The sequence below is a fragment of the Azotobacter salinestris genome, from assembly GCF_009363155.1.
In the GTDB taxonomy this organism is placed as follows: domain Bacteria; phylum Pseudomonadota; class Gammaproteobacteria; order Pseudomonadales; family Pseudomonadaceae; genus Azotobacter; species Azotobacter salinestris.
The window spans coordinates 1,154,665-1,167,041 of record NZ_CP045302.1 but is presented as its reverse complement, the minus strand read 5'-3'; the positions used below and the strand labels follow the sequence as shown (position 1 = coordinate 1,167,041).

Genomic DNA, 12,377 nt, shown 5'->3' with positions numbered 1-12,377 from the left:
GCTCTGAAAACAATTGAAATATTTATCTTTGCGCAGGCCCATTATTAACCCGGCAATCAAATACCCAATCTAAGTGGCATAACGCACCGACGCATGCTGGAAATAGGCAACTACCCGCTCCGGGGTTTTGGCCAACCAGCTCATGAATGCCTCGGCCTTCTCCAGCAATTCCGACTTGTTTCGCGCCCGGTCACTGGTGCGCAAGCGTGTCTTGAGGTCGCGGTTCAAATACTCGTCCGGATTACACTCAGGCGAATAGGGTGGCAGGTAGAACGCTTCGATTTCTTCCTGGTGCCCTTCGAGCCATTCCCTGACCAGACGCGCATGATGGACACGCAGGTTGTCCAGGATCAGAAAGATCTTCCTGTCACTGTCCGCCACCAGCCTCGACATGAAACCGATCATCCGCTCAGTATTCATGGCCCCCTCCAGGAACTCGAACCGTACCAGTCCCTGGTTGCTGATCGCTGAGACCATGCTCAGGCCATGACGCCGAGTCGGCGCCACCAGCACCGGCGTGACGCCTGCCGGCGCATAGCCTCGAATCCAATGCCCATCTTCAGCTACGGCCGTTTCATCGCCCCAGTAGATCGTCGCGTTTTCGGCCTTGGCGCGTGCCACGATGGCCGGATAGGTCTCTTCAAGCCAGTGCTCGACCGCCTCCGGGTTCTGTTCCAGCGCCTGCCGGGTCGGCCGCTGTGGGGTATATCCCCAGCGCTGAAGGTACTGACCCACCGTCCGGATCGGCATCTCGATGCCATACAAGTGCTTGATCAACTGCATGACGGCCCGGCGGTTCCACAGGGCAAAGTCGAGTTGCAACTGGTTCGGGGTCTGGCCCACCAGAATCGAGCGCAACTGCCACTCCTGTGCGAGCGTCAAGGTCCGTCCGCTTGCCTGGCGCCGACCTCGTGTCCTGGATTTCAGACCTTCGCTGCCTTGCTCGCTGTAGCGTTTGGACCAGGCTAGTACGGTACTCAGATGTACGCCCAATGCGTCGGCAACCTCTTGCCAAGTCAGTTCGCGCTGCTCACGCAGATTCATGGCCAGGCGCCGCATCTGGTCCTGAGTTTCTCGAGAGAGCTTTCGGGCATCGATCTTTTTCATGCCTCTTTATATCGTGAATTTGATTGCCGCGTTAATAAGGGCGCGAACAATGATTCGGATCAATCTTCCTTGAGGTGCCGTGACTCTTTGGTGAGGTGATGCCAGTGCGCAGATGCTCCAGCGAATAACGCCTGAAATCTGCCTTTGTGCGACAACCTGGTCGAGCGATATGTCATGGTGCTCGCTGAGTGAGATGGCTTGTCATGAGCGAAGTATGCGTGTGGCGCTCCGGAAGCAGCGGGGGCTTGTATCGGAGTGTCTGTGCGGTATGACTTCAGGGGGCATGAATGCATCCCTGATCATGCGGCGATTTGCACTCTTGACGTGTTCATCGTGTTGCGCTGTCTGTCGGGCCGAAAGGTTCCGGAAAATGGCCGTTCATGCCTGCCAGACTATCTGGGCCTCATTGAAGGCCGATGGCTGCGGATGACAATGTTCGAGTGGGGCAATGTTCTTGAGAGAACATCTCTCGCATGTCGATCCGGCAGGCTGACTTCGTGTGGTTATTGGCTCCTTGGCTATTGGAATATATCGGCGATGATCGAGCGTCGCATTGTCGCTTTATGCCGTACTGCTGGGTGGCTGGTCGTGCCAGTTCCACTGGTATTGCGTCAATTGCCATGACAGGGCTTCGACAAGTTAGCCTTCTGCAAGAGGTGCGACTGTCTCAGTGTTTCGTCGCATGGGACTGTGCATTCTCGAAATATTGTGACGCCACGAGCGCGTGACAGGGAGGTATCGTTGCAGCATGATATGCTCTTTCAATTTTCATAATAGTGTTGCATCCAGCGCTCACGACTCCCAAGTTTATTTGCCGGTTTTGAATTCGAATGAAACTTCTTTTTGTGCACCAGAATTTCCCGGGACAGTTCAAGCATTTTGTGCGCTTTTGCCAGGCAGGCGGACACGAAGTGGTCGGCCTGGGGGCGGGGCAGGTCGCGGGAATCGAGGGTATGCGTGTGCTCGGTTATGCGCTGGGCCGGGGGAATGCACCGGGCGTTCATTCCTGGGCACAGGAGTTCGAGTCGAAGGTCATTCGCGGCGAGGCCTGTGCTCTGGCCTTGCAGCGTTTGAAGGCTGCAGGCTTCGAGCCCGACGTGATCTTCGCGCATCCGGGCTGGGGAGAGGCACTGTTCGTCAAGGCGGTATTTCCGCAGGCGAAGCTGGTCTGCCTGATGGAGTATTACTACCGTCTCGAAGGGCAGGACCTGGGGTTCGATCCGGAGTTTCCCGTTGTGGGCCTTGAGGATCAGGCGCGCCTGGCGAGCAAGAATGCCAATCTGCTGCTGGCAATGGAGGCCATGGACTACGGCGTGTCGCCCACTCCCTGGCAGGCCTCGACGTTGCCTTCCTGGGTGGGCGACAAGTTGCGGGTGATTCACGAGGGCATCGACACCGGGCTGTGCCGGCCGAATGCTTCGGCCAGGATCGCCTTGCCAGACCGGGGGGTGGAAATTCGTCCGGGGGATGAGGTGCTGACCTTCGTGGCACGGAATCTGGAGCCTGTACGGGGATACCACATGTTCATGCGGGCGCTACCGGAGATCATGGCGCGCAGGCCGAACGCCAAGGTGTTTATCGTCGGCGGCGACGGCGTAAGCTATGGGGCCGCTCCCGAGAGTGGCTCCTACCGTCAGCGCTACCTGATGGAGGTAGCCAGGCGGCTTGATCCGCAGCGCGTGTTTTTCCTCGGCAATATCCAGTACGAGGTCTTCCTGCAGTTGATGCAGATCACCCGTTGTCATGTGTATCTGACATACCCCTTCGTACTGTCCTGGTCGATGCTGGAGGCCATGAGTGCCGGTGCGCTGGTGGTGGGCTCCCGTACCGCACCTGTGCTGGATGCGATCGAGGACGGGAGGAACGGGCTGCTGGTGGACTTCTTCGATGTGGCGGGCCTGGCTGAGCGGGTGTGCGACGTACTGGCCCATCCCGGGCGCTACGATGACATGCGTGCCGCGGCCCGGCAGACGGTCCTGGATCGCTTCGACCTGGAGTCGGTGTGCCTGCCCGCCTATGCCAGGCTGCTGGAGGAGTGTGTCGGCTAGCGTACTTCCAGCATACTCGAGTCCATCCTTCGAACCAGCAGGGCTGCCGACGCTAAGGACATACCCTTGACTCCTGCTTATCAACCCACCTTTGCCGAGCGTTATCCGGTGCCGCTGTTCGTGGCGCTACTGGATCTGTTGCTTGTCGTCATCGCGGGATTTGCGGCGTATTACCTGCGTTTTGGCGATTTCGACATGCCGGGGCGCTACAACACGGCGACTTCCCTGACGGGCATCGTCGTGGTGTTCTGTCTGGCGCTGGGCGGCGTCTATGGCTCCCAGCGGGGTCGACCCTTTCTGCGCCAGTCGAGTGTGTTGAGCATCGCCTGGCTCGCGGCGGCAGGCACTTTGCTTTCGCTTTCCTTCCTGCTCAAGGTGTCGGAAACCTATTCGCGACTCTGGTTCGTCAGCCTGCTGCTGATCGGCTGGAGTACATGCCTGCTGCTGCGTTTCTGTGTCTTTCTGGTCCTGCGCCGCCTGCGTGCCTCCGGCAGGAACCTGAAAACGGTACTGCTGGTGGAGTCGGGAGGAGAGGGCGCCGAGCGCCTGAGCAGCGGTCGGGCACTGGAGGAGTACGGCTTCAAGGTGGTCCACAGTCTGCCGTTCCGCCATGACGAGAGCTGGCTGGAAAGCCTGGCTGCCGAAGTGAGTGCGCATGCGGTACACGAGGTCTGGCTTTGCCTTCCCATGAGTGAGGGGGGCGCCATCCGTTCGATCCTCTATGCGCTGCGCCACCACACGGCGGCGGTGCGCTTCATTCCCGAATGGGGCGATATCCGCCTGCTCAATCACAGGGTCAGCCATATCGCCGGTCTCTACACCCTGGACCTGAGCTGCAGCCCCATGGATGGTCCGGCACGGCTGTTCAAGCGGCTGGAGGATCTACTGCTCGGCATTCCGATCGTGTTGCTGGTTCTGCCTCTCGCCGTGGCGATCGGTCTGGCCGTCAAGCTCACTTCCCGCGGGCCGATGCTGTTCAAGCAGTACCGTACCGGTATCAACGGCAAGCGCTTCAAGGTCTACAAGTTCCGGACGATGGTGGTGCACAGGGAGGCGGAGGGCGAAGTGACCCAGGCCACGCGCGACGATGCCCGGGTCACGCCGCTGGGCGCCTTCCTGCGGCGGACCAGCCTGGACGAACTGCCGCAGTTCTTCAATGTGCTTCAGGGGCGCATGTCCATCGTCGGGCCGCGCCCCCATGCGCTGGCGCACAACGAGTACTACAAGGACCTGGTCGAGTCCTACATGCAGCGGCACAAGGTCAAGCCGGGCATTACCGGCTGGGCGCAGGTCAGCGGCTATCGTGGCGAGACCGACGTTCTGGAAAAGATGCAGAAACGCGTCGAGTGCGACCTCTGGTACATCGACAACTGGTCGCTGTGGCTGGATCTGAAGATCATCGGGCTTACGCTGTACAAGGGATTCGTGGACAAGAACGCCTATTGAGTCCGGCTGCGATATAGCGAGTCTTGCCGGCCCTGGCGGCTCCAGGGGCGGTGCGGAAGCGCACGTGCTTGCGGCTCCTTTCGCCGAAATCTGCGACAATCGTGCCCTTTCCCCGCAATCGCCCACGGCTGTCCATGACCGACGCAACACCTGCCTTCGACCAGCTGCTGCACAACCTCGACCACGCCCTGATCGCCGACCGTCACCGCCTGCGCCGCCAAGTCCACGAGCTGCGCAAGAAGCCGGATGAAGCCAGGCAGGCGCAGTGGCTGGAGCGTTTCCAGGCCTCCTGCGCCAAGGTCGAGGCGCGGCGGGCCAGCGTGCCGGCGCTGCGCTACGACGATCAACTGCCCATCGCCGCCAAGCGCGAGGAGATCAAGGCGGCGCTGGAGAAGCACCAGGTGCTGGTGATCGCCGGCGAGACCGGCTCTGGCAAGACCACCCAGTTGCCGAAGATCTGCCTGGAGATCGGTTGCGGCGTGCACGGGCTGATCGGCCACACCCAGCCGCGGCGCCTGGCCGCGCGCAGCGTGGCCACCCGGGTGGCGGAGGAGATCGGTTCGCCCTTGGGCGAGCTGGTCGGCTACCAGGTGCGCTTCGAGGACCAGTCCAACGAGCGCAGCCTGATCAAGCTGATGACCGACGGCATCCTGCTCGCCGAGACCCAGCACGACCGCTACCTGGAGCGCTACGACACCATCATCGTCGACGAGGCCCATGAGCGCAGCCTGAACATCGACTTCCTGCTCGGCTACCTGAAGACCCTGCTGCCGCGCCGGCCCGATCTCAAGGTCATCATTACCTCGGCGACCATCGACCTGGAGCGTTTCTCCAGGCACTTCGGCGATGCGCCCATCGTCGAGGTGTCCGGCCGCACCTACCCGGTGGAAACCTGGTACCGCCCGCTGGCTGCCGAAGTGGACGAGGAGGGCAACCGGGTCGAGGACGACCTGACCGTCGATCAGGGCATCCTCGCCGCCCTTGACGAGATCGCCGCCCACGAGCGCTCGGTCGGCAAGCGTCCCGGCGACGTGCTGGTGTTCCTCCCCGGCGAGCGCGAGATCCGCGACTGCGCCGAGGTGCTGCGCAAGGCCAACCTGAAACACACCGAGGTCCTGCCGCTCTACGCCCGCCTGACCCCGGCCGAGCAGCAGAAGATCTTCCGCCCGGCGGCCGGACGCAAGATCGTCCTGGCGACCAACGTCGCGGAAACCTCGCTCACCGTGCCGGGCATCCGCTACGTGATCGACAGCGGCACCGCACGGATCAGCCGCTACAGCTACCGCGCCAAGGTCCAGCGCCTGCCCATCGAGGCCATCTCCCAGGCCAGCGCCAACCAGCGCAAGGGCCGCTGTGGGCGGGTCGAGCCGGGCATCTGTGTGCGCCTCTACAGCGAGGAGGATTTTCTCGCCCGTCCGGAGTTCACCGATCCGGAGATCCTGCGCACCAACCTCGCCGCGGTGATCCTGCAGATGCTCCACCTGCGCCTGGGCAGCATCGAGGATTTCCCCTTCATCGAGCCGCCGGACGGCAAGGCGATCAGCGACGGCTTCAACCTGCTGCAGGAGCTCTCCGCGGTCACCCGCGAGGGCCAGCTCACCCTGCTCGGCCGCCAGCTGGCACGCCTGCCGGTGGACCCGCGCCTCGGCCGCATGCTGCTGGAGGCCGCCCGCCAGGGCAGCCTGGAGGAAGTGCTGATCGTCGCCAGCGCGCTGTCCGTGCAGGACGTGCGCGAGCGTCCGGCGGACCGCCAGCAGGCCGCCGACCAGGCCCATGCCCAGTGGAAGGACCCGGACTCCGACTTCGCCGCGCTGATCAACCTCTGGCGCGGCTTCGAGGAGCAGCGCCAGGCGCTGGGTGCCAATGCCCTGCGTTCTTGGTGCCGGAAGAACTTCCTCAACTACCTGCGCCTGCGCGAGTGGCGCGACGCCCACCGCCAGCTCACCCTGATCTGCCGCGAGCTGAAGCTCGGCACCGGAAAGTCGGTGGATGGCTCCGGCCATCCACCCTACGCAAAATCCGACTCCCGTAGGGTGGAAAACGCCGAAGGCTTTTCCACCGGACAGATCGCCCCGACCAAGGACAACAAGGTCAACGCCATCGCCCGCCAGCAGGTCGAGGCCAGCGAAGCCGCGCAGAAGGCCAGGAACTACGCCGCCATCCACAAGGCGATCCTCTCCGGCCTGCTCAGCCAGGTCGGCCAGAAGACCGAGGAGGGCGACTACCTCGGCGCCCGCCAGCGGCGGTTCTGGATCCATCCTTCCAGCGTGATCGGCCGCAAGAAGCCGGCCTGGGTGATGGCCGCCGAGCTGGTCGAGACCACCAAGCTGTTCGCCCGCATGGTGGCGAAGATCGACCCGGAGTGGATCGAGCCGCTGGCCGGCCATCTGGTCAAGAAGAACCACTTCGAGCCGCACTGGGAGAAGAAGCGCGGTCAGGTCGTCGCCTTCGAGCAGATCACCCTTTACGGGCTGATCGTGGTCGGCCGCCGCCCGGTGCACTACGGGCCGGTCGATCCGCTCATCGCCCGCGAGCTGTTCATCCGCGAGGCTCTGGTGCGTGGCGAGATCGCCAGCCGCGCCAAATGCCTGACCGCCAACCGCGAGCTGCTGGAGCTGCTCGACGAGCTGGAGGCCAAGGCGCGCCGGCGCGACATTCTCGCCGACGAGGAAACCCTGTTCGCCTACTACGAGGCGCGTCTGCCGGCGGACATCTACCAGACTTCCAGCTTCGACAGCTGGTACAAGCGCGAGAGCGCGAAGGATCCGCAGCTGTTGATGATGCGCGAGGAGGACGTGCTGGCCCGCGATGCCAGCGAGGTCACCGCCGCGCAGTATCCGGACAGCCTGCGCCTCGGCGAGCTGCAGCTGCCGCTGACCTACCACTTCGAGCCGGGCCATCCGCGCGACGGGGTGACCGTCCGCGTGCCGGCGCCGCTGTTGCCGCAACTGCCGGCCGAGCGCCTCGACTGGCTGGTGCCGGGCCTCTTGGAGGCCAAATGCGTGGCTCTGGTGCGCAACCTGCCCAAAGCGATCCGCAAGAACTTCGTGCCGGTGCCGGACTTCGTCAAGGCGGCGCTGGCCAAGCTGGTCTTCGCCGAAGGCGCCTTGCCCGAGGCGCTGGGCCGCGAGCTGACGCGCATGACCGGCGCCCGCGTGCCCGAAGAGGCCTGGATGGAGGCCGCCGCTCAGCTCGAAAGCCACCTGAAGATGAACATCGAAGTGGTCGATGCCCGCGGCAAGTTCCTCGGCGAGGGCCGTGACCTGGCCGAGCTGACTGCCCGCTTCGCCGAAGCCAGCCAGGCGGCCCTGGCTATCCCGCAGCAGAAGGCCGCGGCTGCTCCGGTCGAGGCCAGGGCCTTCGCCCCGGTGGCGGAAAAGACCCAGCAGAAGATCGCCGGCCTGTCCATGACCGTGTTCCCGGCGCTGGTGGAAGAGGGCTGCACGGTGAAGGAGAACCGCTTCCCCACCCAGGCTGAGGCCGACTTCCAGCACCGCCGTGCCCTGCAGCGCCTGCTCCTGCAGCAACTGGCCGAATCGGCCAAGCAGCTGCGCGGCAAGCTGCCGGGTCTCACCGAGCTCAGCTTGCTGTATCGCGACATGGGCAAGCCGGATGCCCTGATCGAGGACATCCTGCTGGCCAGTCTCGACGCCTGCATCCTCGATGGCGAGCCGCAGCTGCCCCGCGACGGTGTCGCGCTGGCCGCGCTGGCCGAGCGCAAGCGTGGCGCCTGGGCCGAGCATGCCGGCCGCCTGGCGAAGCTGGTGCTGGAAATCCTCAAGCTCCGCCACGACCTGCAGAAGCGCTTCAAGGGCCGCATCGACCTGGCCCAGGCCGTCGCCCTCAACGACATCAAGGCCCAGCTCGCCCGGCTCGTCTACCCCGGCTTCGTCCGCGACACGCCGGCCGAATGGCTGCGCGAGTATCCCCGCTATCTGAAAGCCATCGAGCAGCGCCTCGACAAGGTCGGCGGCCAGCTCCAGCGCGACCGCGTCTGGACCGGCGAACTCGCCGGCCTCTGGGAACAGTACCAGGCCCGCGCCGCCAAGCACGCCCAGGAAGGCAAGCGCGACCCCAACCTGACCCTGTACCGCTGGATGCTGGAGGAATACCGGGTGTCGCTGTTCGCCCAGCAGCTGGGGACCAAGGTGCCGGTGTCGGACAAGCGGTTGAGCAAGCAGTGGAGTCTGGTGGAAACCTGATGCCATCCAGGGTGGGCAAGCGGAGCGTTGCCCACCCGGTATGGGCTGCAAGCTCGGGTAGGACGACTCTGGGATCACAGTGTCAAAGACGGCCGAAGCTATTTGAGCCAGTCCGATCCATGCCATTCATGCGCTACCTACCTTGGTATTACAGGAGCGCGCCGTCGCTATGGCTGCGCGAAGTACAGGAAGCTGTCATTGGAGATCCTCCTATGTCCAGAAAGTCAGAATCTCTCCCTGAGTCCCACCAACTGAGCCGGCGCACTGTGCTTCGCTGGTCTGGTGCCGGCCTGTTCACCGCATTAACCAATGGATTCTTCGCAAGTCTGTCCCTTGGCGCGCCAAGCACTAAGGGAAGCGCACAGAGTGGTAGCTGGAGCTTCGATTCGAAGCTCGGTCTTTTCGCACAACCGCTTGTGTCGACCGGTGTCGCCATAGCTTGGGAGTTCAACACCAACAGAGATGCAAAGGGAAGACAGGCCATTAACGGCATGTCGCCTTTCATCGTGTCAGGTGGGATGCTCCGCACAACGGTAATCGGATTCGATCCATTCATCTCCGTGCCACCAGTACGACTTATCGGTCGGCGCGACCGACAGCTGCGGATGCGTGCCAAGGGGAGTGGTGGTGGCGGCCGTCGGTTTGCCCTCTACTTTATGACTGAGGAGTCGCCGAAGCTTTCCGGGGACAAGATGATCGTGGTGGATCTGCCGTTGGATGGTGAGTTCCACGAGTTGATGCTTGACCTGGGTGCAGCTCACCAACAATGGATGACGGGTACCGTTACGATGATCCGGCTTGACATCGAACCGGGCGGCTCAAGTGAGGGGACGGAGTTGGAGATCGATTACATACGCATTGAGCGGCTCGCTGCCCGCCTCTCGGCAACCACTCCGACGCTCTCGTTGGGAAGCATACGCCCGGGCGAGGAGTTCGAGTTGGCGACGACAGTCAGAAACCTCGGCGGCGAGGCCTCAGCAGCATTTCCGGTGCAACTCACGTTACCTGAAGGAGTTATGTTGACCGCTGGTGACACTGTGGCTAACGTACCCGCGCTCGCCCCTAATGCGGAAGTGACGCTCAGTTGGATTGCGCGGGTGTCAGAATCGGTCCCAGGCGCTGTGACTATCGACCTTGCTGCACCAGGAGGGGCTTTTCGATTCGGCGCGGTCGTGCCCGCTGTGCCTGATGCGAAGCTCTTGCAAGACTGGTCCCCCAGTGGGGTAAAGGTGTTCCGCGACAGTAGTGGCCACATCTACCTGCAGAATGCAGATGTGCGGATAGTCTTCCTCAGCGGTCGTCGCGGATTCACGCAAGCCCTGCTTGGCGTGCGCGCTAGTGAGAGGTGGCGTTTGTTGGCCAGCAGTCAGCCGTTGACCTGGATTTGCGTTCAGACAGCGAGTGGGCCGGAGCTATTGCCAGTGGTTCCCGATAAAGTACGCTTGGTTGCAGGTAACCGCAGCCAAGTCATCCTGAACGGTGAGGTCAAGGACGCAGCTGGAACCCGTTGGAGCGTGGAGCTGTCCTATTCGCTCGGTGCCGATGATGTGTTCGTGCGTGCATCGTACACTGCGACACCAGACCACGACAGTGACCTTCTGGCATTCCGTGGGCCGTCCCTCACAGCCGGTGAGCGTAGCTTCGGCAGTGTACAGGATATGGCTCTTTTCCCCGGGCTGGAGTGGCTTGTGGCCGGAGAGCGATCTTCAGGGACGCTCGACGTGCTTCCGCCGCACCACCTGCGCTCAACCCCGAGTCCTTTCAAGGTGACAGTCCCCTTGATGGCAGTGCTGCAAGACGGGGGGCTCGTCTCGCTGCAGTGGGACACCAACCAAGCATGGGACGGTAATCGGCGGCATCCGACACCACGGTTCGCGTCTCCCAACTGGATTGAAGGGCAAGCCAACCATGCCTTGACGCTGTTCGTGCCAGACATACCTGAACTCGTTGACGAAAATGCGCCGTGGGCGACTGCAGCGCCGTATTCTGCGGTGGCCGGCCGTCCGCTGCAGGTGCGGGCCGAACTGGTGGCCGAGGTGACCGGTGATGTGCTCCGGGCGATCGACCATTGGTACGCAGTACACGGCCTGCCAGAGCCGGCTGATAAGCCGTTCTCCTGGGAGCAAGAGCTGGCGCTGATCCGGCATGCGTATGTCACATCATACTGGGTGCCGGACATAAAAGGATGGCCACACGTTTATGGCGGGAAGCCTCAGCCGTTCGTGCCGTACGCTGCCGTACTTCAGATCGCCGGCTTGCTCGCCACGAACCCGGCTGAGCAGCAGGCAGCATTCGACCGGGTGCGGGAGTTCGTCGACAACGTCCTTGTCCTCAACGGTCCTGGTGCTCTTGGCGATCTTTCGGGCGGGAGCATCAGGATGTTCCATGCGCCGTTCTATCTCGGACATCTCGAGGGTGCGCTGCCGCATTGGCAGAAACAGATAGCAGTTCTGCTGGCCGGTCAGAAGAGTGACGGGAGCTGGCGGTTCGACCCGGGTAACAGTTCTGTGCGACGTCAGCTTGGAGAGCTAGGTGCCGAAGGGCTAGGGCTGACTGCAGTGCCGGCCCAGCTGCTGCTGCGGTATGCCCGGCTCACTGGCGATGCTAGGGCGCTGGACGCTGGGTTGCGAGCCCTTACGTATATGGGAAAGTTCAACGTGCCGCGCGCAGCCCAGACTTGGGAGGTACCGGTACACAGTCCGGATGTCCTCGCCTCGGCTTACGGCGTGGGCTCCTTTGTTGAGGGCTACCGGCTCACAGGCAACCCTGAGTATTTGCGCCGGGCAGAGTATTGGGCACGCACCGGTCTTCCCTTCCTGTCCGCTTGGACCGATCCGGAGCGTCCGATGCTGCCGTATGCGTCGGTCCCGGTATTCGGTGCGACGTCGTTCCTGATGCCGTGGTTCGGCCGAGCCGTGCAGTGGAACGGTTTGGTCTTTGCGTACTTCCTTCTCGATCTGCTTGAGGCCGCTGGGCCATCGCTGAATTTCCCGTGGCAGAAACTGGCGGAAGGGCTCGTGGTCAGCGCGATGTACCAGCAGCGTACGGAAGAGCCTGCGAAGGGTGGGTATCCGGATGTGTGGGATCTACGAGAGAACTTCCCAGGCAAGAACATGGACATCAACCCGGAGCTCGTGGCTAAGCCAGCGATCATGCTCATGGGCTACCCGACCGACGTCCAGACCGTCTTGCTGCAAAGGGCGGGGAAGGTCGTCCAATTCAGCACTGCCGCTGCCGTGTCGAACGCGGCATGGGGGGCCGAGGATCTGTCGGCGACTCTCCGTTTCTATGATGGTGCCACGTCGCAGCTCATGGTAGTGGGCCTTCCCACGTCCCGCGGAGTGGTAGTGGACGGCCGGGCGCTTGTGGAGGTGGCCCACCTCGATAGTGACGACGTCGTCGAAGGCTGGAAGCGACTCGGCGACAAAACGTTACTCATAAAGTTGCGGCATGCGGCTGAGTCAAAGTTGACAGTCATTTTTTAAAAGCCCCCTTCAGGGGCTTAAATAAATAAGGTAATCCCCCGGCTAAGCCGGGGGACTCCTTGAGGTTTGACCGTGTGATACGGTCATCG

The 12,377-nt window shown here is 62.7% G+C and carries 5 protein-coding genes; 4 read left to right on the top strand and 1 reads right to left on the bottom strand.

Going from position 1 to position 12,377, the window contains the following annotated elements; translation table 11 throughout:
• Positions 1 to 69: 69 nt before the first annotated feature.
• The gene (locus GCU53_RS05490; protein ID WP_152386602.1) at positions 70 to 1,107 is read right to left on the bottom strand and encodes an IS630 family transposase; all 1,038 of its coding nucleotides are present in this window, start codon (positions 1,105 to 1,107) and stop codon (positions 70 to 72) included.
• Positions 1,108 to 1,937: 830 nt separating this feature from the next.
• On the opposite strand from GCU53_RS05490, the gene GCU53_RS05485 reads away from it, so the two are divergent.
• The 4 genes from GCU53_RS05485 (at position 1,938) to GCU53_RS05470 (ending at position 12,288) form a co-directional block, all read left to right on the top strand.
• Positions 1,938 to 3,155, top strand: a complete 1,218-nt coding sequence (locus tag GCU53_RS05485; RefSeq protein ID WP_152386720.1) for a glycosyltransferase — start codon at positions 1,938 to 1,940, stop codon at positions 3,153 to 3,155.
• A 66-nt stretch (positions 3,156 to 3,221) separates the two neighbouring features.
• Positions 3,222 to 4,601, top strand: coding sequence for an undecaprenyl-phosphate glucose phosphotransferase (locus GCU53_RS05480; protein ID WP_152386719.1), 1,380 nt, complete (start codon positions 3,222 to 3,224; stop codon positions 4,599 to 4,601).
• A gap of 134 nt (positions 4,602 to 4,735) precedes the next feature.
• Positions 4,736 to 8,803: an ATP-dependent RNA helicase HrpA gene (gene hrpA / locus GCU53_RS05475; RefSeq protein WP_152386718.1), complete on the top strand. Its 4,068-nt coding sequence runs from the start codon at positions 4,736 to 4,738 to the stop codon at positions 8,801 to 8,803.
• A 212-nt stretch (positions 8,804 to 9,015) separates the two neighbouring features.
• Positions 9,016 to 12,288, top strand: a complete 3,273-nt coding sequence (locus GCU53_RS05470) for a hypothetical protein (RefSeq protein WP_208845447.1) — start codon at positions 9,016 to 9,018, stop codon at positions 12,286 to 12,288.
• The last annotated feature ends 89 nt before the right edge of the window (positions 12,289 to 12,377 follow it).

Excerpts from the sequence above, each read along its gene's own strand:
- GCU53_RS05490 (WP_152386602.1), bottom strand. The coding sequence starts at position 1,107 with ATGAAAAAGATCGATGCCCGAAAGCTCTCTCGAGAAACTCAGGACCAG.
- GCU53_RS05485 (WP_152386720.1), top strand. The coding sequence starts at position 1,938 with ATGAAACTTCTTTTTGTGCACCAGAATTTCCCGGGACAGTTCAAGCAT.
- hrpA (WP_152386718.1), top strand. The coding sequence starts at position 4,736 with ATGACCGACGCAACACCTGCCTTCGACCAGCTGCTGCACAACCTCGAC.
- GCU53_RS05470 (WP_208845447.1), top strand. The coding sequence starts at position 9,016 with ATGTCCAGAAAGTCAGAATCTCTCCCTGAGTCCCACCAACTGAGCCGG.